The following is a 21,241-nucleotide window of genomic DNA, read 5'->3' on the forward strand; positions in this document are numbered from 1 at the left end:
TCAGTGCATCCTTCTGCCGGCCGGCACCCCGTGCACGACCGCCCGGACCCGATCATCCATCCCGCTCGCCGCGGCGAACAGCATCTCGTCGCCGGCCCGCAGCTCATCGGCCGCCCGCGGCAGGATGACCCCGTCGCCGCGCAGCACCGCGACCAGGGCGGCGCCCTCGGGCAGCTCGATGTCGCAGACCTTGCGGCCGATCAGCGGATTGTCGTCGGGCAGCGTCAGCTTCGTCAGGCTCGCCTGGCCGCGCCGCAAGCCCATCAGTGGCACCAGGTGGCCGACGTCGATGGCGCCTTCCACCGCGGCGACCATCGCGCGCGGGGTGGAGACCGCCACGTCGATACCCCAGTCCTCGGTGAACAGCGGCTCGTTGCGCGCGTTGTTGACCCGGGCCACCACCCGGGCCACCCCGAACTCGGCCTTGGCCAGCAGCGCGGTGGCCAGGTTGGCCTTGTCATCACCGGTGGCGGCGATCACCACGTCACAGATCTCGATACCGCATTCCTGCAGCGCCGACAGCTCACAGGAGTCGGCGAGCAGCCACTCGGCCTCGGGGACGGAATGCGGCTCATAGTGCGCCGGATTGCGCTCGATGAGCAGCACCCGGTGGCCGTCGCCGATCAATTCCCGTGCGACGGATCGTCCGACCGCGCCGGCACCGGCGATTCCGATGCGCATGATCGCTCCCCTCGTCCCCGGGCTGCCCCCGGCCGCTCCGGGCGTAACACGGTTGTGACAGCGCTACTGATTTACTGACAGATAACACGAACCCGCTGACTTTGAGCGAATCACACGAGTGGGTTCGACCGCCACCGCCGGCCCGAATGGGGATCAGATGAGCCTGGAGCAGCTGTACCTGGCTCTGCTGATCGGGGGCTTGGTACTGCTGGCCAGCATCATCGCCACCCGGGCGGCGGATCGAGTCGGCTTGCCCAGCCTGCTGCTGTTCCTGCTGGTCGGGGTGGCGATCGGCAACGACGGGCTGGGTCTCGACTTCTCCGACGTGCAACTGGCCAGTGACCTGGGCACCACCGCGCTGGCGGTGATCCTGGTCGAGGGCGGTTTGACGACGCGCTTCGCCAACATCCGCAAACTGCTGGCGCCGGCGGCGGTGCTGGCCACCGTCGGCGTCGTGACCAGCATGGCGGTGATCGCGGTGGCCGCGCACCTGCTGCTGGGCATCAGCTGGCAGCTGGCCTTCCTGCTGGGCGCGATCGTCTCGCCCACCGACGCCGCCGCGGTGTTCTCCATCCTGCGCGTGCTGCCTCTACCGCGGCGGGTGGCCGGTCTGCTGGAGGCCGAGTCCGGCTTCAACGACGCGCCCGCGGCGATCGTGGTGCTGATGCTGAGCACCATGCCGCTGACGATCGCACCGATCCACGCCGTCGGCGACGTGATCTTCGAGTTGGTGATCGGATCGGCGATCGGATTGGTCGCCGGGTTGCTCGGGGCGATGATGCTGCGGCGGGCCGCACTGCCGGCGTCCGGCCTGTATCCGCTGGCGACGTTCGGGCTGGGCATGGTGGCGTTCGCCGCCGCCGCCTCGGTGCACGCCAGTGGCTTCATCGCCGCCTACCTGTCCGGGGTGGTGCTGGCGAACTCCGGGCTGCCGCACCGCGCGGCCATCCGCTCGTTCGCCGAGGGGCTGGGCTGGCTGGCGCAGATCGGGCTGTTCGTGCTGCTCGGCCTGCTGGTGAGCCCCAGCCAGCTCTCCGAGGAGCTGGTGCCGGCGCTGCTGATCGGGGCGGTGCTGCTGCTGTTGAGCCGCCCGATATCGGTGGTGGCCTCGCTGATCTGGTTCAGGGTGCCCTGGCGTGAGCAGATCTTCTTGTCCTGGGCCGGTCTGCGTGGAGCGGTTCCGATCGTGCTCGCCACGTTCCCGATCGTCGAGGGCGTGCCGGACAGCTATCGGCTGCTCAACATCGTGTTCATCCTGGTGGTGGTCTACACCGTGGTTCAGGGCCCCAGCCTGGGTCTGTTCGCCCACTGGCTGGGGCTGATACCGCGCGACACCACCCGCGAGATCCAGGTCGAGGCGGCGCCGCTGGACGTGTTGGAAGCCGAGCTGTTGACGATGACGGTGCAGCCGGAATCCAAGCTGCACAACGTCTCGCTGCTCGAGCTGCGGCTGCCCGACCCTAGCGTCATCACCTTGATCATCCGCAAGGGCGACACCTTCGTTCCGCAGCCCGATACCCGCATCGCGGTGGGCGACGAACTGCTCATCGTCACCACCAGCAAGACCCGCGCCCTAGCGGAAAGCCGGCTGCGGGCGGTCAGCCGGCGCGGCAAATTGGCCCACTGGTTCGACGAGTACGGCGACTCGGAGTGAGCCCCGCTCGCTAGCGCAGGGTGATCAGCGGGATCGCGGTCTCGGCCGGGGTGAGGCCGCCGTGGAAGCCCACCAGCTGCGCCGTCTGCGGCGGTTCGTGTTCGGTCGCCAGGATCGCGGTGTCGTCGCTACAGGTGACCACGACGTCGCCGATGCGGGCCAGGTGCTCCTCGCGCACCGGCCCGAACACGCCTGCGGCGACGGCCTGTTCGCGGGTTTGCACCAGGGCCTTACCGGCGAGCAGTTCGGTCCAGGCGGCCAGCACATCTGCTGTTGCGCCGGGTTCGGTGTGCAGGTAGCGCACCCGGGGCTCGCCGGCGACCACCCGGATTCCCGCGCCCAGACGCGGGTCGGCATCCAGGTCGATGCGCGCCTGGTCCGGTACGTTCAGGCCCCCGTGGTCGGCGGTGACCACCAGCGCGGCGTCGTCCGGCAGCTGTTCGAGAAGGTGCCGCAGCAGCGCGTCGACCTTGGCCGCGGCGGTGTGCCAGTGGCCTGAGCCGATGCCCGAGACGTGCGCCGCGTGATCCAGCGCCGCGGTGTAGCCGTAGACCAGACCGGGTGCCGCCGCCAGTTCCGCGGCGACCCGAGCGGCATAGTGCTCGCCCTTGGCGGTCGGGCGGAACTCAGCGCCCCGGTAGGCGGCCTCGGTCAGCCCGCTGCCGATGAACATCTCCGGCAGCACCGCGCGGGCGCTGATGCCCGCGCCGCGTAGCCGCTCGAACCAGGTCGGCACCGGCTGCCAGGTGTCCGGCGGCGGGTCGGCGGCCCAGAAGATGTGGGTCAGCACCCGCTCGGTTCCGGGCACGTTGACGGTGAAGCCCAGCACCCCGTGCTCCCCCGGCAGCGCGCCGGTGCCCAGCGACACCAGGCTGGTCGGCGTGGTGGACGGGAAAGTACAGGTCAGCTGGGCCAGCTGCCCGGTGTCGCCGGCCAGCACCGAGGCCAGCAGCGGCGCATCGGGGGCCAGCTGCGGCAACAGGTGATAACCCAGGCCGTCGACCAGGACCACTGCCAGCCGGCGCACGTCGCCGATCCGCTCTCGCAGGCCCAGGATGTCGGTCGCGCCTGGAGTTCCGAGCGCAGCGGCCGCGGACGGCAGGATGTCGCAGATCGAACCGGGCACCGGTTCAGCCTGCCACCCCCGACGCCCTCGCCAACGGCCAGACTCGCCCTCGGGCAGCGCTATCCGAGGCCGTCGACGGGCTTGCTGGCGCTGGAGTTGGCCTTCTTCGCGCCGTTACCGGCCGAAGAGCCACCCGAGCCACCGGGACCGCCACCGCTGCCGCCGGATCCCCCGGAGCCGTTACCGGTGCTGGGGAGGCTGAACTTGGGCAGGCTGGGTGTGTTGTTGGAATCGTCGCTCTCGGAGCCGTGTTCGGCACCGCCGGGAGTGCCGTCGGCGGGAGTCGCGTCGGTGGGGCTGTCGGGGGTGCCGTACCCGGGAGTCGCGTCGGCGGTGCCCGGTGCGTCGTGGAACAACTGGTCGAGCTGGGCCAGCCGGTCCTGAAGGACGCCGAGGTCGCCGAGTTCGCCGGGGTCAGCGGGCAGGAGCCCGGCCGGGTCCACGTCGGCGCCGGCCGTTGCCGCGCCCACCACGGTGTCGAGCAGGTCGTCGAAGTCGGCATGCGCAGTCGGTCCGGCCAGCAGGCAGCAGCCCAGCGTCAAAAACGCCGTGACTACTCCTCGAACCGAACCGCGACCGCTCATCCGCGAAACCCTTCCGCTACCGCGCCGAGCAATGGTCGGCTCGGCGAGGACGAACCTAGCCGCTTCGCTTCCGATTACGCGAGCCGAAAAGGCTCGCGAAGACAATGTTCAATAGCCGTTCACCTGTCGTCATCCGTCAAGCCACAATCGACGCACCGACCACCATTTCCCCAGGTCGGAACGGTGAATGAGACGACCGTCACAATGGTTCACAGTTAAAATCACCCTGAACAATTCCGTTTCCCACATAAAAGCCCTCGCCGCTCACATCCTTTGTTGAAGATCGGGGATCGGCGGGCACAAAAAATCAGGCCGAGCGTTAAATGCCGCCACCCGTCGCCCACGGCTCCGGCGCGGCGAATCGCGCCCCGGCCGACGGCTCCGCCGTTAGCGTTCTGAAGGTGACCACAGCTCCTATCGACCTCGGTTCCTGGATCGCCCGGCGGGCGGCGGCAACTCCGACGCTGCCGGCGATCACCTTCGGCGAGACCACCTGGACGTATCGGGATTTCTCGGACCGCATCGACCGGCTGGCGGCCGAATTGGTCGCCGGTGGCATGCGCCGCGGCGACCGGGTCGGCTATGTCGGCCTCAACCACCCCGACTTTCTCGTCACACTGTTTGCCGCCGCCCGGATCGGCGCGGCATTCGTGCCGCTGAACTGGCGGCTCACCGCCGACGAGCTCTGCTACATCCTGGGCAACGCCGAAGTGCACACGCTGCTGGCCGACGCCGAGCGTGCCGCGGTGATCGACCCGGTGCGCGCCGAGGCCGGGTTACAGCGCGCGATCGCCCTGACCCCGGTGCCCGGCTGGGAGGTGGCCGACGACTTGCTCGCCCAGCGCGCCCCGCTGGCCGACCCGGTGTTCGCCGAGCCCGACGACATCGCGGTGATCATGTACACCTCGGGCACCACCGGACGCCCCAAGGGGGCCATGCTCACCCACGCAAACCTGTTCTGGAACAACATCAATGCGCTGTTGACGTTCGACACCAGCCAGCAGGACGTGTCGCTGGTCTGCGCGCCGCTGTTTCACATCGGCGGGCTGAACGTCACCACGCTGCTGACGCTGCAGAAGGGCGGGCGAATCGTGCTGATGCCCGCCTTCGATCCGGCCGAAGCGCTGCGGCTCATCGCCGAACATCGGGTCACCACCATGTTCGGGGTACCGGCGATGTTCTTGTTCATGAGTCAGCGCCCGGAGTTCGCCGAATCCGACCTGTCCAGCGTGCGCAACTTCGTCTGCGGCGGCGCGCCGGTGCCCGAGGCGCTGATCCACCGCTACGGCGAGCGGGGCATCCCGTTCGCGCAGGGTTACGGGCTGACCGAGACCGCGCCGCTGGCACTGGTGCTGCGCACCGACGAGGTCGGCGTGAAGATCGGCGCCGCGGGCAATCAGGTGCTGCCGCTGTCGGATGTGCGGCTGGTCGACGCCAACAACGCCCCGGTGCCCGCCGGGGCGCGCGGAGAGATCTGCGTGCGCGGACCGCAGGTGATGGCCGGCTACTGGCGCAATCCCGAAGCCACCGCGGCGGTGATCGACTCCGAGGGGTGGTTTCACACCGGCGACATCGGCCAGGCCGACGAGGAGGGCTACGTCTGGGTGATCGACCGGGTGAAAGACATGGTGATCTCCGGCGGCGAGAACGTCTACCCCGCCGAAGTCGAAGACGTGCTCTACGGGCATCCGGCCATCGCCGAAGTCGCCGTGCTGGGCACCCCACACGAAAAGTGGGGTGAAGCGGTGACCGCGGTGGTGGCGTTGCGACCCGGTACTACGCTGACACTCGACGAGCTGCGCGAGTTCGCCCGGGACAAATTGGCGGCGTTCAAATTGCCGATTCGGCTGGAGTTCGTCGACGCGCTGCCCCGCACCCAGTCCGGAAAGGTTGTGAAATACCAGCTGCGCGAGGTGATTTCAGATTCAGTTCGATGACTAGAAGGCGACGGAACCTGGCGGCGGTACTACCCTGCTAGAAAATCCAGACACGGGAGTCCGAAGATGATCGACAGAATCGCAGTGGTGACCGGCGCCGGCTCCGGGATCGGCCGGGCCGTCGCGCTGGGCTTCGCCGCGCAGGGCGATCGGGTGATCGCCGCCGACCTCGACGAATCGGCCGCGCAGGCCACCGCCGCGGTGGACCCGGACCACATCACCGCGCTGGGCGTCGACGTCGCCGATCGCAGCAGGGTCGACGCGCTACGCGACGCCGTCCTCGCCGATGTCGGCGCGCCCACCGTGCTGGTCAACGCCGCCGGCTGGGATCGCACCGCCCAATTCCTGGATGCCACACCTGAATTCGCCGAGAAAGTGGTGGCAATAAACTACCTGGGCCCGGTGCACATGTGCAGTGCGTTCCTGCCGGGCATGATCGAGTCCGGTGGCGGTGGCCGGGTGGTGAACCTGGCCAGTGACGCCGGGCGGGTGGGCAGCGCCGGTGAGACCATCTATGCCGGCGCCAAGGGCGGGGTGATCGCCCTGACCAAGTCCCTGGCCCGGGAGATGGCCCGCCACCAGATCACCGTCAACTGCGTGTGTCCCGGCCCCACCGACACCCCGCTGTTCGCCGCCCAACCGGAGAAATTGAAAGAGGCGCTGGTCAAGGCGATCCCGTTCCGGCGGCTGGCGCGCCCCGAGGAGGTGGCCGCCCCGGTGCTGTTCTTCGCCTCGGACGCCGCGTCGTTCATCACCGGTCAGGTGCTCAGTGTCAGCGGCGGCCTCACGATGGCAGGCTGAAACCATGAGTACCCACACCACCGCGCCATTCGACCCGCTCGACCCGCTGGGCCTTGACACCCTGCTCTCCGACGACGAGATCGCGCTGCGTGACACCGTCGCGAAGTTCTGCGCCGAGCACGTCACGGACCACATCGCCGAGTGGTTCGAGATCGGCGACCTGCCGGCCCGCGAACTGGCCCGGGAATTCGGCAAGCTCGGGCTGCTGGGCATGCACCTGCACGGCTACGGTTGCAGCGGGGCCTCGGCGGTGCACTACGGGCTGGCCTGCACCGAGTTGGAGGCCGCCGACTCCGGCATTCGCTCCCTGGTGAGCGTGCAGGGCTCACTGGCGATGTTCTCGATCTACAACAACGGTTCCGAAGAGCAGAAGCAGCAGTGGCTGCCGGCGATGGCCACCGGTGAGGTGATCGGCTGTTTCGGACTGACCGAGCCCGACGTCGGCTCGGATCCGGCCGCGATGACGACCCGGGCCAAAAGGACTGGATCCGATTGGGTTCTTAATGGCCGCAAGATGTGGATCACCAACGGATCGATCGCCGACGTCGCCGTGGTGTGGGCAGCCACCGACGACGGCATCCGCGGTTTCATCGTGCCCACCGACACGCCCGGGTTCTCCGCCAACACCGTGCACCACAAGCTGTCGCTGCGCGCCTCGGTCACCAGCGAACTGGTGCTCGACGACGTGCGACTGCCCGCCGATGCGATGCTGCCGAAAGCGCGCGGTGTCAAGGGCGCGCTGGCCAGTCTGTCCGAGGCGCGCTACGGGATCATCTGGGGGTCGATGGGGGCGGCCCGCTCGGCCTGGCGGTCGGCGCGCGACTACGCCATCCAGCGCACGCAGTTCGGCAAGCCGATCGCCGGTTTCCAGCTCACCCAGGCCAAGCTGGTGGACATGGCCGTCGAGCTGCACAAGGGGCAGCTGCTGTCGCTGCACCTGGGCCGGCTGAAGGACCGCGGCGGCCTGCGCCCCGAGCAGGTCAGCTTCGGCAAACTCAACAACACCCGCAGCGCACTGGAGATCTGCCGGACCGCACGAACGATCCTGGGCGGCAATGGAATATCGCTGGAGTATCCGGTGATCCGGCATATGGTCAACCTGGAGTCGGTGCTGACCTATGAGGGCACCCCGGAGATGCATCAACTGGTGCTCGGCCAGGCCTTCACTGGTGTGGGCGCCTTCCGCTGATGCTGAGCTACAGCTCGGAGCATCGCCAATTCCGGGAGTTGGTCCGGGATTTCGTGCGCAACACCGTTTTACCCGGCCACGAAGACGCCGAACGTGACGGCAGCTGGGATCGCTCGATATTCCTCGAGGCCGGCCGGCTGGGCCTGCTCGGGTTCCCGGTATCAGAGGACCTGGGCGGCCCGGGAGTCCGCGACTTCCGCTACCACGCCATCGTCGTCGATGAACTGCAGCGAGCCGGGGCCGCCGCGGAGGCCATCGCGTTCTCGTTGCAGAACGACGTGGTGTTGCCCTACCTGACCGACCTGACCACCCCCGCCCAGCAGCGCCGCTGGCTGCCCGGGGTGGTGACCGGCGAGACAGTGCTCGCGATCGCGATGACCGAGCCGGGTACCGGCAGCGACCTGGCCGGCATCACCACCACCGCGCACCGGGATGGCGATCACTACGTGGTCAACGGCGCCAAGACCTTCATCTCCAACGGGCAGACCGGTGATCTGTTCGTGGTCGCGGTCCGCACCGGACCCGACCGGCACAAGGGGCTGTCCCTGCTGGTCGTCGAGCCCGACACACCCGGATTCCATCGCGGCCGCAACCTGGCCAAGATCGGTCTGCACGCCCAGGACACCTCCGAGCTGGCGTTCACCGACATGCGGGTGCCCGTCGAGAACCTGCTCGGGGCGCAGGGGCAGGGCTTTTATCAGTTGATGCACAATCTGCCCCAGGAGCGGCTCTCCCTGGGGGTGGGTGCCGTCGCGGCCGCCGAGGGGGTGCTCGCCGAGACCCTGGACTACGTCCGGTCCCGCCGGGCGTTCGGCACCGAGATCTCCGGCTTCCAGAACACCCAGTTCGTCCTGGCCGAAGTGGCGACCGAATTAGACGTCGCCCGAACCTATCTCGACGACTGCATCGCAGCACACCTGGCCGGTGAGCTGACCGCGGTGCGGGCCGCCAAGCTCAAGTGGTGGACCACCGACGTGCAGTTCCGCACCGCGCACCGCTGCCTGCAGTTGTACGGCGGATACGGCTACATGCGGGAGTATCCGGTGTCCAGGGCATTCGTCGACGCCCGTATCCAGAGCATCTACGGCGGCACCAACGAGATCATGAAGACGATCATCGCCAAGGATCTCCGGCTCTGACGACCCCCGGGGCCGCCCACAACCGAGCCCCGCTGATCGACCGGCAAATAACACATGGAAGAGTTGTGAAAATGACGAGTCGCGAAGATCTTGGGCAGCGGGCCGCAGCGTTCCTGGCACTGCACCAGCCGGGCAATCCCGTGGTCCTGCCCACCGTGTGGGATGTGTGGTCGGCGAAGCTGGCGGTCGACGCCGGGTTCGCCGCGTTGACGATCGGCAGCAAGCCGGTAGCCGAGTCCAGGGGCAAGAGCGACGGTGAGGGGATGTCCTTCGCCGAGGTGCTGCGCCGAGTCCGCCAGATCACCGACGCCGTCGACGTGCCGGTGTCGCTGGACATCGAGGCCGGCTACGCGGAGTCCCCCCAGCGGCTGGTCGAAGGCCTGCTCGACGCCGGCGCCGTCGGCTGCAACATCGAGGACTCGGTGCACAGCGAGGACAAGCGCCTGCGGTCGGCGTCCGAGCACGCCGAGTTTGTGACCGCGATGCGCGAGGCCGCCGACGCCGCGGGCACCCACCTGGTGATCAACGCCCGCACCGACCTGTTCCTGCGCAAGGACGGCGAGGACACCGACCGCATCGATCGCGTCATCGCCCGGCTGACCGAGTGCGCCGCGGCGGGAGCCGACGTGCTCTACCCGGTCGGCCGTCACGACGGCGAGACCCTGCGTGTGCTGGCCGCCGGGCTGCCCAAGCCGATCAACGCGCTGGCCGCACCCGATCAGGACGACCCCGCCTCGTTCGCCCAAGTCGGTGTGGGGCGTGTCAGTTTCGGGCCGCTGCTGCAGGTGGCACTGGGTAAGCACGCCGGCGAGGTGCTGGGCCGCTGGGCCTGAGACCGCGGCGGTCTGCGGTGCGCACCGGGAGACCCTCGACGGACGAACTTGACACCTGTTAAGTTTCTCGGGTGGACAACATCCGCGGTAAGACCATTGCCATCAGCGGAGCCGCCCGTGGGATCGGGCTGGCGACCGCCACCGCCCTGCTGCGCCGCGGCGCCCGGGTCGTCATCGGCGACCGCGACGTCAGCGCCCTCGACAAGGCGATACACGGCCTAGGCCCGGGGAGGCCGGTCACCGGTTATCCCCTCGACGTCACCGACCGTGAGTCGTTCGCGGCGTTTCTGGACAAGGCCCGGACCGACGGCGACGGCCGCATCGACGTGCTGATCAACAATGCCGGCGTGATGCCCGTCGGACCGTTCCTCGAGCAGACCCCGGAATCCATTCGCTCGGCGACCGAGGTCAACTTCTACGGCGTGCTCAACGGCTGCCAGCTGGTACTTCCCGAGATGGTCAAACGCCGCGCCGGCCACATCATCAACATCGCCTCGATGGCCGGGATCGTCGCCGTGCCGGGCCAGGTGCTCTACGCCGGAACCAAATTCGCCGTCGTCGGCCTGAGCACCGCGATGGCCGACGAGTTCGCACCGCAGGGTGTCGCGGTCACCGCGGTGCTACCGACCTTCACCAACACCGAACTGATCTCGGGCACCAACCCGTCGGCGGCGCAGAAGCCGGTGGAGCCCGAGGACATCGCCGCCGCGGTGGTCAAGGTGCTCGACAAGCCCAAGACACTGGTGTCGGTGCCCGGTTTCGGCCGCCGCACCGCGATCCTGGCGAGCCTGCTGCCCGACCGGGGCCGCCGCTGGCTCAACAAGAAGACCGGCAACGACACGGTGTTCCTGCAGTTCGACACCGCGGCCCGGAAGGCCTACGAAGACCGCGCCCAGCATGCCACCGGCGTCATCGAGAACGACTAGCCCAGCGCCTGATCCAGATCGGCGATCAGATCGTCGGTGCCTTCCAGGCCGACCGAGATCCGTACCACCCCGTCACCGAGGCCTATCGCGGCGCGCCCGTCGGGCCCCATCGCCCGGTGAGTGGTGGTCGCCGGGTGGGTGATCAGCGACTTCGCATCCCCGAGGTTGTTGGAGATGTCGATCAGCTGCAGCTTGTCCAACACCTCGAACGCCCGCTGCTTGGCGGCACTTTCGGGGGCGTCGAGTTCGAAGGTGATGACGGTTCCGCCACCGGACATCTGTTTGCGCGCCAGGTCGTACTGCGGGTGCGACGCCAGAAACGGATACCGCACCCAGCGCACCGCGGGATGCTGTTCAAGAAATTCCGCGATCCGCAGCGCCGCAGCGTTGGCGTAGTCAACCCGAACCGCCATTGTTTCAAGGCCTTTCAGCAATATCCAGGCGTTGAAGGCGCTCAGGGCCGGTCCGGTGTGACGCATCAGCGTCTGCACCGGACCGTCGATGTACTCCTGGTCGCCCAGGATCGCCCCGCCGAGCACCCGGCCCTGCCCGTCGAGGTGCTTGGTGCCCGAATACACCACCACGTCCACCCCGAGCGGAAAGCCTTGCTGCAACAGCGGGGTGGCGAAGACGTTGTCCAGCACCACTTTCGCGCCGGCGGCATGGGCCAGCTCGGTGACCGCGGCGATGTCGACCAGCGACTGCATCGGGTTGGACGGCGTCTCGAAGAACACCGCTGTGGTGGGCACCGAGAGCGCCTGCTCCCACTGGGCGATGTCATCGCCGTCGACGAACACGGTCTCCACGCCCCAGCGGGGCAGAATCTCGTTGCACACCACGAAGCACGATCCGAACAGGCTGCGCGCGGCCACCAACCGGTCGCCGGCTCCCAGCAACGCACCCAGTGAGACGAACACCGCCGCCATGCCGCTGGCGGTGGCGAACGCCGCCGGGGCGCCCTCGATCAGCCGCAGCCGCTCCTCGAACATCGACACCGTCGGATTTCCGTAGCGCGAGTAGACGAATCGGTCGACCTCACCGGTGAACGCCCGCTCCGCGTCGGCCGCCGACGAGTAGACGTAACCGGAATTGAGGAACAGCGCCTCGGCAGTCTCGTCGAACTGCGAGCGCAGCAGCCCGCCGCGCACCCCGATAGTGGCCTGACTGACGCCGTCCGGCAGCGGTTTCGGGGCGCACGAACCCGAACGCTCGCTCACGACTGCTTCCAGGGCAGACCCACCGCGCGCCAACCGGTGCCGCCGCGGTGCGCGTGCTCGTCGAGCTGGCCCTCAAAACCGTCCAGCACGTTGTAGGACGGGACGATGCCGGCCGCGGTTGCGGTCTGGGCGGCCGGAATGGAGCGGTTGCCCGAGCGGCACAGGAAAACCGCGGGCCCGGCCGGGACCCGGGCGGCCAGCTCGCGCGCGAAGTCCGCGTTGGCGGTGCCGTCGGAGTGAACCCACTCGATGCAGATCACCTCGCGGCCCAACTCGGTCAGGTCGGGCAGCCCCACGAAACGCCATTCGGCGTCGGTGCGCACGTCGATGAGCGTCGCCGTCGGGTCGTCGCGCAGTATCGCCCAGGCCTGCTCGGGTGTGATGTCTCCTGCGTAGCTCACCTGCGGAAGTCTCGCACTCGCGGCGGGCTCACGCCACGGGGGGGTCAGGGCCAGAGCTTGCCCAGAGCAGCCGCGACCTGCCCGGCCCGGTCGCGGGCGACCGCCACGTCCGGACCGGTGGCCAGCGCCAAACCCAGCCGGCGGCGGGGGTGGCCTTCGTGGTGGCCGAACACCACCACATCACTTTCGGTCACGCTGAGCGCATCGGCGACCACGTCCACGCCGTCGGGGGCGGTCTCGGCGGCGGACGGGCCCGGCGGGCGCCGGGAGTAGAGCAGCCGGGCGGCACCGGGCGAGACCATGATGGCGTCGATCGCCAGCCCGAGGATCGCCCGAGCCTGCAGTTCGAACCCGGAGAGCCGCTGGGTGCGCACCGTCAGCAGCGCGGCATCATACGGCCGGACGTTGACGCCGGTGAAGTACACCTCGTTGCCGTGAACCAGCAGCTCCACCCCGAACAGTCCCCGCCCGCCGAGCGCCCGCGCGACCCGCGCCGCGACCGACTTGGCCGCATCCAGCGCGACCGCGCTCATCGGGTACGGCTGCCAAAGCTCCACCGTCAGTTGCCCGTTCGGGTTCTCCTCGGTGCGATGACCGATGGGCGCGCAGAAGTCCAGTGCCGGGCCATCCGCGCCGTCGCGGTGCACAGCCAGCAGGGTGACCTCGCTGTCGAACTCCACCACGGTCTCGGCCAGCACCCGGGGAGGCACCCCCGCACCGGCGGCCGCGACGGCACGTTGCCAGGCCGGCTCGATGTCGCTGTCGCGCACCATCACCGAGCGGCCCTCACCGAGCGCTCCGCCCACCGGCTTGACCACCATCGGGAATCCGCCGTGCTCGGCCACCGCCCGCAGTTCCTCGACCGAACCGGCGAACCAGAACGGCGCGGTCGGCAGCCCGAGTTCGTCGGCGGCCAGCCGCCGCAACCCCTCCGGGTCGGCGGCCAGTCGGGCGGCGCGGATGCCGGGCGCCAACTCGGTGAAACCCGTGTCGACCACGGCGCTCAGCACATCGGTGGCCACCACCTCGGAGCCGACCACCACGACTTTCGGCTGCAACCACCTGATCGCCGCGGCCAGTTCGTCGTTGTCGCTCAGGTCCACCACCACGGAGCGGTCGGCGATCCCGTGCAGCGCGGCGTCGGCGTAGCGGTCGACGGCGATCACCTCGGCGCCCAGGCGTTGCAGCGCCGTCACCAGTTCGCGGCTGAGCTCCCCGGAGCCGAGCAGCGCCACCCTGGTGCGGCTGGGACCGGCAGCGGGCACCCGCTCGGTCGCGGACTCACCCGCTTCTCCGCTCACTGCCCTACCCTCCCGCGCCAAGGCAATGTTGCATGGTGCTCAAGGATAAGGGTGAACACGAACGGAGGGGCGAACGACGGTGAACGCGGTGCTGCTGGGTCCGCTGGTGGGTGCGGTGCTGGTGGCAGCCATCGCCCGGCACCGCCAGCTGTCCGCGCCCCTGGTCCTGGTGATCGCCGGCCTGCTGGTGGGGCTGATTCCGGCGATGCCCGAGATCGTGCTGCGTCCCGACCTGGTGCTGTTCGTGATCCTGCCGCCGCTGCTGTGGTCGGCGGGGCTGGAGAGCTCGTTCATCAACATGCGCCGCAACCGCCGTTCGATCATGCTGCTGGCGGTCGGGCTGCCGCTGGCCACCACCGTCGCGGTCGGTGTGGTCGCCTACTACACCGTGCCGGAATTCACCCTGGCCGCCGCGCTGACACTCGGCGCGATCGTGGCACCGCCGGATGCGGTGTCGGCCACCGCCATCGGCCGCCGGGTCGGCTTGCCGCGGCGGATCATGACCCTGCTCGGCGGTGAGAGCCTGCTCAACGACGCCACCGCGCTGACCGTCTACAAGGTGGCGCTGGCCGCGACGATCGGCGCCGCGACCGGCTGGGGTATGGGGCTGGCGACATTCGCGCTGGCGGCCGTCGGCGGTGTGGTGGTCGGCGTCGTCTTCGGGGCACTCATCGTGGTCATCCGGGCCCGGCTGGCCGACCCGCTGGTGGAGAGCGCGGTCGGGTTGGTGGCCCCGTTCGTCATCTACCTGGTGGCCGAGGGTGTCCGTGGCTCCGGCGTGCTCGCGGTGGTGGTCGCCGCACTGATCCTCGGGCAGCGCTACACCCGCGCCCACTACGCCACCCGGCTGCAGGACCAGGCGGTCTGGCGTGCGGTGCAACTGGTGCTGGAATCGTTGGCGTTCCTGCTGATCGGTCTGCAACTGCCGACCGTGGTACAGAACATGAACGGCGTGCGCTTCTCGACTCTGACCGTCGCATCGGTGGCGGTTTTCGCCGCCGCACTGGCGGTGCGGGCGGTCTGGGTGGTGACGTTCTCCTACCTGCCCCGGATGCTGTCGGCGGGGATCCGGCAGCGCGAGCCCGCCCCGACGCCCGGACAGGTGTTCATCCTGGCGTGGGCCGGGATGCGCGGCGTCGTGTCGCTGGCGGCCGCGTTCGGTGTGCCCCTGACGACGCTGGCCGGGCAGCAATTCCCGGGCCGCCCCCAACTGGTGTTTCTGACCTTCGTCGTGGTCATCGGCACGCTGCTGCTGCACGGGCTGACCCTGCCCTGGCTGATCCGGCGACTGGGGGTCCGTACCGACCAGGACCGCAGGGATGCGATCGCTGCGGCGTCCGCGCAGGACAAGGCGGCCCGCGCCGCCGCCGACCGGCTCGACGAGGTGCTGGCCTCCAGTGAGCCGTCACCGGCCAGCGAGCGCGCCGCCGACGCCCTGCGCACCTGGAACGCCCGCCGGCGCAACGCGGCCCGGGAACGGCTGCGGCGCCTGGACCCCGATAACGACGACAGCGACGAGACCGCCGCGGCAGCCTTTCGCCGGTTACGGCTGGAGATGCTGGCCGCCGAGCGTGCCGCGCTGATCACCGAACGCGACGACGGCCGCATCGACGACCAGGTGCTGCGCACCCTGCTGCACGGGTTGGATCTGGAAGAGGCGACGCTGAATCTGGACTAGTTCCCCTCCCGCAACAGATTCGCGCCGCTGAATACAGTGGGGCCATGAGTGTTCTGACCTCGCCGACGACATACAAGGGTTTGGCGGCCTTTCAAGCCGCCGACGCGGTGGCCTGCGCCGTCCCGCTGCCCTTCATCGCCAAAGCACTCGACACCGTCGGGTGCCCCCAGCAGATCCGCCCGATCCTGCCGATCGTCAAGGTCGCCTCGGCGATCGGCCTGCTCTCGGTGAACCGATTCCCGGTGCTGGCCCGGATCACCACCGCGGCGTTGACGCTGTATTTCGTGCTCGCGGTGGGCGCCCACATCCGAGTCCGCGACAGCATCCCCAACACCGTCCCGGCCGCATCGTTTCTGGCGCTGTTCGCGGCGATGACGCTGCGGCCGGCCCGCCGCTAAGGCTGCCCGGGCAGCAGCCGCACCATCAGCCCCTGCGCTTCGGCCAGCACCGTGCCGTCGGTGTCGGTGAGTTCTGCGCCGATGAACGCCTTGCGGCCCTCGGCCTTCTCGATGCGGCCGTGAACCAGCAGCCGGGTGTCGATCGGGGTGACCTTGCGGTAGTCGACGTGCAAGAACGCCGTCCGGCTGATCGGGCGGTTCGCGGCGTGCACCACCATCCCGAACATCCAGTCGAACAGCAGCGGCAGCACACCGCCGTGCACCGCGAAGTTGCCGCCCACATGGAAGCGGCTGAACGATCCCGTCATCGAGACGCCGTCGTTCTCGAACCGGGTGATCCGCCACGGCGGCAGCAGCAGGCTGCCCATGCCGGGCAGCGACGGCGCACGCCCGGCCGGGGCGACCGCCTGCGGTGCCGGGAACTTCTCCAACAACCCGACCAGCTGCTCGACGCGGTCGGCGGCGTCGTCCCAGGTGGCGTCGTCGGGGGCGGTGGACACCGCCAGGTCCTGCAGGCGCCGCATCGTCGAGACGAACCGTGCGAAGCCCGGGCTGGGGTCGACGACGGCGAAGTCCGGGAACCCGCCGTGGCTGGCGTAGTCGGGATCGAGCTGCTCGGGCCGTTCTTCGCTCACGTGTGGTTCCGCACGACGTCGCGGCGCACGATGGTCTGTTCCCGGCCGGGCCCGACACCGATGCACGAAACCTGCGCTCCGGCGATGTCTTCCAGACGCGACACGTAATCGCGGGCGTTGGCGGGCAAGTCCTCGAAGGTACGCGCCGTGGAGATGTCCTCCCACCAGCCCGGAAGCTCTTCGTAAACCGGCACGGCGCGGGCGAATTCGTCCTGGGTCATCGGCAGTTCGTCGGTGCGCTTGCCGTCGACGGTGTAGCCGACGCAGACCGGCACCGTCTCCAGGGAAGACAGCACGTCGAGCTTGGTCAGGAAGTAGTCGGTGATCCCGTTGACCCGGGTGGCGTAGCGGGCGATCACCGCGTCGAACCAGCCGCACCGCCGCTGGCGTCCGGTGGTCACGCCGACCTCGCCGCCGGCCTTGGACAGATACGCACCGTTGGCGTCGAACAGCTCGGTGGGGAACGGACCCGAGCCGACCCGGGTGGTGTAGGCCTTGAGGATGCCCAGCACCGTGGTGATGCGGGTGGGCCCGACACCGGAGCCCACGGCCGCCCCGCCCGCGGTCGGGTTGGACGACGTCACGTACGGGTAGGTGCCGTGGTCGACGTCGAGCAGGGTGCCCTGCGAGCCCTCCAGCAACACGTTCTCGCCGCGGTCGAGCGCGGCGCCCAACAGCAGGGCGGTGTCGGCGATGCGGTGCTTGAAGCCCTCGGCCTGCGCCAGCAGATCCTCGAGTACCTGTTCGGGCTCCAGCGCCTTGCGGTTGTAGATCTTGACCAGCACTTGGTTCTTGAACTCCAGGGCGGCCTCGATCTTCTGGGCCAGCGACTCGTGGTCGAGCACGTCGGCGACCCGAATGCCGATCCGGGCGATCTTGTCCTGGTAGCAGGGCCCGATGCCGCGGCCGGTGGTGCCGATCTTCTTGCTGCCCATGTAGCGCTCGGTCACCTTGTCGATGGCGACGTGGTAGGGCATCAGCAGGTGCGCGTCGGCGGAGATCAACAGCCGGGAGGTGTCCACGCCGCGGTTCTCCAGCCCGGCCAGCTCGTCGAGCAGCACCCCCGGGTCGACCACCACACCGTTGCCGATGATGTTGGTGACGTGTGGTGTCAGCACCCCCGACGGGATCAGGTGCAACGCGAAGTTCTCCCCGGTGGGCAGCACCACGGTGTGGCCGGCATTGTTGCCGCCCTGGTAGCGCACCACCCACTGCACTCGTTCGCCGAGTAGGTCGGTGGCTTTTCCTTTGCCCTCGTCACCCCATTGGGCGCCGATGACGACGATTGCCGGCATGGATTCTCGCTAACTGTCTTGGCTTACTGTGGTCCAGCCGGGGTCTGAGCCTATCTGAAGCGATTCACAAGGAGAGCGTTGAACACCACTAACGGCCCTGAAACCGCCGTTCTGCAGTTTGCCGGGCGCCCGCTGCCACGCTCGTTGCGGGGGCTTCCGGCCGTGCTACTCAACGACGATGCGACCGCCCCGGAGGCCATCGACGCGGCGATCGACCGATACCGCCGGCTGGTGGTGGTGGGCGGCGACGCCGAGCTGGCGCGGGTGTTGACCCGGCTGCTGCGCGCCGACCGGCTGGATGTCGAGGTGGGCTACGCGCCGTCGGGGCGCACCCCCGCCACCAGGGCTTACCGGCTCCCGGCCGGCTGGAGGGCGGCGCGGCGAGCCCGCGCGGGCACCGCCGTCGCGGTGCCGCTGATCCGCGACGACGCCGGGACCGTGCTGGCCGGTGCGGGCCGCTGGGTGCCGGTGGACGGCAGCGTCGTGCTGCGCGGCGAGGGCATCGTCGACGACACCGCGCTGTTCGACGGCGACGTGGCCGGGGTGCTCATCGAGCCGCTCGGCACCGCACCGGGGCTGCGAGCCGGGATCGAGTCCCGGCGCGGCCGGGTGCGCCGCTGGGTGAGCGGCCGGGCCGCGCAACTGGGCACCACCGGTGCGCTGGTGGTGCGCGACGGGGTTTACGGCACCCGGACGGTGAAGCGGTCCACCTTTTATCGGCACATCGAGGACTGGCTGCTCGTCCGATGACCACCGTCAGCACAGTCGGTAGGTTCGTGCGGTGAATGTCAGCCCGCTGCGCGGCCAAGCGGTACGGCCCAGCCCGGTCTTTCTGGCACTGGTGGCCGTGACCGCCGTCGGCGGAGTCCTGGCCTGGCGGGCGGCCGCCGAGATCGCGCCGCTGGCCTACGCCGGAGTGTTCGTGTTCGTGATCGCCGGCTGGCTGGTGTCGCTGTGCCTGCATGAGTTCGGCCACGCCTTCACCGCCTGGCGATTCGGCGATCGCGGCGTCGAGATGCGCGGCTATCTGACGCTGAACCCGCTGCGCTACACGCACCCGGGGTTGTCGCTGGTACTGCCGATGTTGTTCATCGCCCTGGGCGGCATCGGTCTGCCGGGCGGGGCGGTGTACGTGCAGACCTCGTTCATGACTCCGTTGCGGCGCACCCTGGTCAGCCTGGCCGGCCCGGCGGCCAACCTGGTGCTGGCGGCGCTGCTGCTGGGCGCCACCCGGGCGTTCTACGACCCCGCGCACCCGGTGTTCTTCTCAGCGGTGGCGTTCCTGGGCTTCCTTCAGGTCACCGCGGTGGTGCTGAACCTGCTGCCGGTGCCCGGGCTGGACGGCTACGGCGCGCTGGAGCCGCACCTGAGCCCGGCGACCCGCCGCGCCGTGGCGCCGTTTCAGCAGTGGGGCCTGTTGGTGCTGCTGGTGCTGCTGATCTCGTCGCCCGCCTTGAACGCAAAGTTCTTCGGGATGGTGCTGTGGTTCTTCGACTTGTTCGACGTCCCGCGCCTGCTGGTGTCGTGGGGGTTGTCGCTGACCCAGTTCTGGAACGCCTGGTTCTGACGAGCGCAGCGCCCACGGCGGGCGCGCAACATATATTTGCTAGCCATGGCCACCGGTCACGATCACCGTCACACCGACTCCCGGCTGTCCCGGATGATCATCGGGGCGGTGGTCCTGACCGCTTTCTTCGCCATCGAGCTGACCACGGCCGTGGTGATCAACTCGATCGCGCTGCTCGCCGACGCCGGGCACCTGCTCACCGACCTGGCCGCCCTGTTCATGGGGGTGGTCGCGGTGGTGCTGGCGCGGCGCGGCAGCGCATCTCCGTCGCGCACCTACGGCTGGCATCGCGCCGAGGTGTTCACCGCGGTGGCCAACGCGGTGCTGCTGATCGGGATGGCGACGTTCATCCTCACCGAGGCGATCCGCCGGATCGGCACCGCACCGGATGTTCCCGGCGTGCCGATGATCGTCGTCGCGGTCGCCGGCATGACCGTCAACACCGGGGTGGCCCTGCTGTTGCGTTCGCATTCGGCGGACAGCCTCGCGGTCCGCGGCGCCTACATGGAGGTGGTCGCCGACACCGTCGGCAGCGTGGGGGTGCTGATCGCCGGTGTGGTCACGGTGACCACCGACTGGCCCTACGCCGACGTGGTGGTCGCCGTCTTCGTCGCGCTGTGGGTGCTGCCCCGGGCTTTCGCACTGGCCGGCGCCGCGCTGCGAATCCTGTCCGAAGCATCACCGAGCCACATCGACGTCGACGAACTGCGGGCTGCCCTGGCCGCCGTGGACGGGGTCACCGACGTGCACGACCTCCACGTCTGGACCCTGGTGCCGGGCCAGGACATGGCCACCGCCCACCTGCGCGCCGATACCGACCCCGGCCGGGTGCTCGGCCAGGCGCGAGCGGTGCTGGCCGCCCGCGGCCTGACCCATGCCACCGTCCAGGTGGAGCCGCCCGGGCAGGGTGCGGACTGCCCCATCGGCTGCTGACACCACACGCGGTCCGCACTGCAGAAACCCGCCAGGTTCGGTCAGTAAGCTGCCACTAGCGTCGGCCGTTCCGATCAGCCGGAGGACATTGGAGGACACAGCCACTCATGCCGAACCCACCGGAGCCGGACCCCACCGAGCCGAGCGGGCAACCCGACGGTGACGAACAGGTCACCGAGGGCCACCGCATCACCCCGGCGGACGATCAGTCCGCCGCCGGGGCCATTCCCGAGACCACCGAGTCCGCAGACCAGGCCAACGCCGAGGCCGTGACCGAGGTGATCGCCACCGAGGCGACACCGCACGGCCCGGCCGCGGACGCACCGCCGGAGCGCCGGTTCACCGCGCCCGGTTTCGACGCCGGGCAGACCGAGGTCATCCCGTCGGTGGGCGACGCCGATACCGAGTTGATCGCCCAGCAGGGTGGCGGAGCCGGAAAGGCGATACCGCAACAGATTCCGCCGCGGTTGGGCGGCAGGCTGCCCGCCACCGTCTCACGCAGCTGGGGCTGGGTGATGGCGGTGATCCTGATCATCCTGGCGCTGGCGGTCATCGCGGTGCTGGGCACGCTGTGGCTGACCCGCGATGAGCGCCAGGCCGCCTCGCAGGAGGAGCGGGTCCGGGGCACCATCCAGAACTTCGACATCGCCATGCAGACCGGCGACCTGGCCGCGCTGCGCAGTCTGACCTGCGGTGACATCCGGGACCGCTACGTCAACTACGACCAGAAGGCCTGGGACGACACCTACCGCCGGATCGCGGCGGCCAAGCAGTATCCGGTGGTCGCCAGCATCGACGAGGTCGTCGTCAACGACGGGCACGCCGAAGCCAACGTCACCGCGTTCATGGCCTACGAGCCGCGGGTCCGCTCGACCCGCAGCTTCGACCTGCAGTTCCGCGACGACCAGTGGAAGATCTGCCAGTCACACGCCGGGTAACAACCCCG

Annotated in this window: 21 protein-coding genes; 13 read left to right on the plus strand and 8 right to left on the minus strand. The window is 69.3% G+C overall.

Annotated features, from left to right (window positions below; translation table 11 throughout):
• Nucleotides 1–681 carry a potassium channel family protein gene (locus BST28_RS09715; RefSeq protein ID WP_019737725.1) on the minus strand — a complete coding sequence of 227 codons (681 nt, stop codon included), beginning with the start codon at nt 679–681 and terminating at the stop codon, nt 1–3.
• Between the two features lie 157 nt (nt 682–838).
• On the opposite strand from BST28_RS09715, the gene BST28_RS09720 reads away from it, so the two are divergent.
• Nucleotides 839–2,335 carry a potassium/proton antiporter gene (locus tag BST28_RS09720; protein WP_083080866.1) on the plus strand — a complete coding sequence of 499 codons (1,497 nt, stop codon included), beginning with the start codon at nt 839–841 and terminating at the stop codon, nt 2,333–2,335.
• 10 nt (nt 2,336–2,345) lie between these two features.
• Here the strand turns inward: BST28_RS09720 and BST28_RS09725 are convergent, their stop codons facing one another.
• Nucleotides 2,346–3,461, minus strand: coding sequence for an alkaline phosphatase family protein (locus BST28_RS09725; RefSeq protein ID WP_083080805.1), 1,116 nt, complete (start codon nt 3,459–3,461; stop codon nt 2,346–2,348).
• A 59-nt stretch (nt 3,462–3,520) separates the two neighbouring features.
• Complete coding sequence (locus tag BST28_RS09730; RefSeq protein ID WP_234808243.1) at nt 3,521–4,045, minus strand: hypothetical protein; 525 nt, start codon at nt 4,043–4,045, stop codon at nt 3,521–3,523.
• 401 nt (nt 4,046–4,446) lie between these two features.
• Here BST28_RS09730 and BST28_RS09735 point away from each other — a divergent pair, with 401 nt between their 5' ends.
• From BST28_RS09735 to BST28_RS09760, 6 genes are all read left to right on the plus strand, one after another.
• Nucleotides 4,447–5,982 carry an acyl-CoA synthetase gene (locus BST28_RS09735; RefSeq protein ID WP_083080869.1) on the plus strand — a complete coding sequence of 512 codons (1,536 nt, stop codon included), beginning with the start codon at nt 4,447–4,449 and terminating at the stop codon, nt 5,980–5,982.
• Between the two features lie 66 nt (nt 5,983–6,048).
• Nucleotides 6,049–6,783, plus strand: coding sequence for an SDR family NAD(P)-dependent oxidoreductase (locus BST28_RS09740; RefSeq protein WP_019738770.1), 735 nt, complete (start codon nt 6,049–6,051; stop codon nt 6,781–6,783).
• A 4-nt stretch (nt 6,784–6,787) separates the two neighbouring features.
• On the plus strand, nt 6,788–7,972 hold the full coding sequence (locus tag BST28_RS09745) for an acyl-CoA dehydrogenase family protein (protein ID WP_083080808.1): 1,185 nt from the start codon (nt 6,788–6,790) through the stop codon (nt 7,970–7,972).
• Nucleotides 7,972–9,111 carry an acyl-CoA dehydrogenase family protein gene (locus tag BST28_RS09750; protein WP_083080811.1) on the plus strand — a complete coding sequence of 380 codons (1,140 nt, stop codon included), beginning with the start codon at nt 7,972–7,974 and terminating at the stop codon, nt 9,109–9,111. Before BST28_RS09745 ends, BST28_RS09750 begins: the two co-directional genes overlap by 1 nt.
• Nucleotides 9,112–9,182: 71 nt before the next feature.
• Nucleotides 9,183–9,944, plus strand: a complete 762-nt coding sequence (locus tag BST28_RS09755) for an isocitrate lyase/PEP mutase family protein (protein WP_083080813.1) — start codon at nt 9,183–9,185, stop codon at nt 9,942–9,944.
• Nucleotides 9,945–10,015: 71 nt separating this feature from the next.
• Nucleotides 10,016–10,870 (plus strand): SDR family oxidoreductase, encoded by an 855-nt coding sequence (locus BST28_RS09760; protein ID WP_083080816.1) that lies wholly within the window; start codon nt 10,016–10,018, stop codon nt 10,868–10,870.
• On the opposite strand, the gene BST28_RS09765 is transcribed toward BST28_RS09760, so the two are convergent.
• From BST28_RS09765 to purT, 3 genes are read right to left on the minus strand one after another with little or no spacing between them, the layout of a single operon-like run.
• Nucleotides 10,867–12,087 (minus strand): O-succinylhomoserine sulfhydrylase, encoded by a 1,221-nt coding sequence (locus BST28_RS09765; protein ID WP_083080819.1) that lies wholly within the window; start codon nt 12,085–12,087, stop codon nt 10,867–10,869. The two genes, BST28_RS09760 and BST28_RS09765, sit on opposite strands and share 4 nt — an antisense overlap.
• Entirely contained in the window at nt 12,084–12,488 is a 405-nt protein-coding gene (locus BST28_RS09770) for a rhodanese-like domain-containing protein (RefSeq protein WP_083080822.1), read from the minus strand. Before BST28_RS09770 ends, BST28_RS09765 begins: the two co-directional genes overlap by 4 nt.
• A 44-nt stretch (nt 12,489–12,532) precedes the next feature.
• Entirely contained in the window at nt 12,533–13,789 is a 1,257-nt protein-coding gene (purT, locus tag BST28_RS09775; protein WP_083080824.1) for a formate-dependent phosphoribosylglycinamide formyltransferase, read from the minus strand.
• 79 nt (nt 13,790–13,868) lie between these two features.
• Between purT and BST28_RS09780 the strand changes: the two genes are divergently transcribed.
• Nucleotides 13,869–15,467 carry a Na+/H+ antiporter gene (locus tag BST28_RS09780; RefSeq protein WP_083080826.1) on the plus strand — a complete coding sequence of 533 codons (1,599 nt, stop codon included), beginning with the start codon at nt 13,869–13,871 and terminating at the stop codon, nt 15,465–15,467.
• A 44-nt stretch (nt 15,468–15,511) separates the two neighbouring features.
• Nucleotides 15,512–15,865 carry a DoxX family protein gene (locus BST28_RS09785; protein ID WP_083080828.1) on the plus strand — a complete coding sequence of 118 codons (354 nt, stop codon included), beginning with the start codon at nt 15,512–15,514 and terminating at the stop codon, nt 15,863–15,865.
• Here the strand turns inward: BST28_RS09785 and BST28_RS09790 are convergent.
• Together BST28_RS09790 and BST28_RS09795 are read right to left on the minus strand one after the other, a co-directional pair.
• Nucleotides 15,862–16,500 carry a PaaI family thioesterase gene (locus BST28_RS09790; RefSeq protein WP_083080831.1) on the minus strand — a complete coding sequence of 213 codons (639 nt, stop codon included), beginning with the start codon at nt 16,498–16,500 and terminating at the stop codon, nt 15,862–15,864. The genes BST28_RS09785 and BST28_RS09790 overlap by 4 nt on opposite strands.
• Nucleotides 16,497–17,795, minus strand: a complete 1,299-nt coding sequence (locus BST28_RS09795; RefSeq protein ID WP_083080832.1) for an adenylosuccinate synthase — start codon at nt 17,793–17,795, stop codon at nt 16,497–16,499. Before BST28_RS09795 ends, BST28_RS09790 begins: the two co-directional genes overlap by 4 nt.
• 78 nt (nt 17,796–17,873) lie before the next feature.
• Between BST28_RS09795 and BST28_RS09800 the strand changes: the two genes are divergently transcribed.
• From BST28_RS09800 to BST28_RS09815, 4 genes are all read left to right on the plus strand, one after another.
• The gene (locus BST28_RS09800) at nt 17,874–18,545 is read left to right on the plus strand and encodes a peptidase M50 (RefSeq protein ID WP_083080833.1); all 672 of its coding nucleotides are present in this window, start codon (nt 17,874–17,876) and stop codon (nt 18,543–18,545) included.
• 31 nt (nt 18,546–18,576) lie between these two features.
• Nucleotides 18,577–19,362 (plus strand): site-2 protease family protein, encoded by a 786-nt coding sequence (locus BST28_RS09805; protein WP_083080834.1) that lies wholly within the window; start codon nt 18,577–18,579, stop codon nt 19,360–19,362.
• A 45-nt stretch (nt 19,363–19,407) separates the two neighbouring features.
• Nucleotides 19,408–20,295: a cation diffusion facilitator family transporter gene (locus BST28_RS09810; protein WP_083080835.1), complete on the plus strand. Its 888-nt coding sequence runs from the start codon at nt 19,408–19,410 to the stop codon at nt 20,293–20,295.
• Between the two features lie 107 nt (nt 20,296–20,402).
• Nucleotides 20,403–21,233 (plus strand): Rv0361 family membrane protein, encoded by an 831-nt coding sequence (locus tag BST28_RS09815; RefSeq protein ID WP_083080836.1) that lies wholly within the window; start codon nt 20,403–20,405, stop codon nt 21,231–21,233.
• Nucleotides 21,234–21,241: the final 8 nt, after the last annotated feature.

The organism is Mycolicibacter kumamotonensis, assembly GCF_002086285.1.
GTDB classification, from domain to species: domain Bacteria; phylum Actinomycetota; class Actinomycetes; order Mycobacteriales; family Mycobacteriaceae; genus Mycobacterium; species Mycobacterium kumamotonense.

Bases quoted from the DNA above. Each gene is read 5' to 3' on its own strand.
- BST28_RS09785 (WP_083080828.1), top strand. From the start codon at position 15,512: ATGAGTGTTCTGACCTCGCCGACGACATACAAGGGTTTGGCGGCCTTT.
- BST28_RS09715 (WP_019737725.1), bottom strand. From the start codon at position 681: ATGCGCATCGGAATCGCCGGTGCCGGCGCGGTCGGACGATCCGTCGCA.
- BST28_RS09815 (WP_083080836.1), top strand. From the start codon at position 20,403: ATGCCGAACCCACCGGAGCCGGACCCCACCGAGCCGAGCGGGCAACCC.
- BST28_RS09750 (WP_083080811.1), top strand. From the start codon at position 7,972: ATGCTGAGCTACAGCTCGGAGCATCGCCAATTCCGGGAGTTGGTCCGG.
- BST28_RS09810 (WP_083080835.1), top strand. From the start codon at position 19,408: ATGGCCACCGGTCACGATCACCGTCACACCGACTCCCGGCTGTCCCGG.
- BST28_RS09755 (WP_083080813.1), top strand. From the start codon at position 9,183: ATGACGAGTCGCGAAGATCTTGGGCAGCGGGCCGCAGCGTTCCTGGCA.
- BST28_RS09795 (WP_083080832.1), bottom strand. From the start codon at position 17,795: ATGCCGGCAATCGTCGTCATCGGCGCCCAATGGGGTGACGAGGGCAAA.
- BST28_RS09740 (WP_019738770.1), top strand. From the start codon at position 6,049: ATGATCGACAGAATCGCAGTGGTGACCGGCGCCGGCTCCGGGATCGGC.
- BST28_RS09745 (WP_083080808.1), top strand. From the start codon at position 6,788: ATGAGTACCCACACCACCGCGCCATTCGACCCGCTCGACCCGCTGGGC.
- BST28_RS09720 (WP_083080866.1), top strand. From the start codon at position 839: ATGAGCCTGGAGCAGCTGTACCTGGCTCTGCTGATCGGGGGCTTGGTA.
- BST28_RS09730 (WP_234808243.1), bottom strand. From the start codon at position 4,045: ATGAGCGGTCGCGGTTCGGTTCGAGGAGTAGTCACGGCGTTTTTGACG.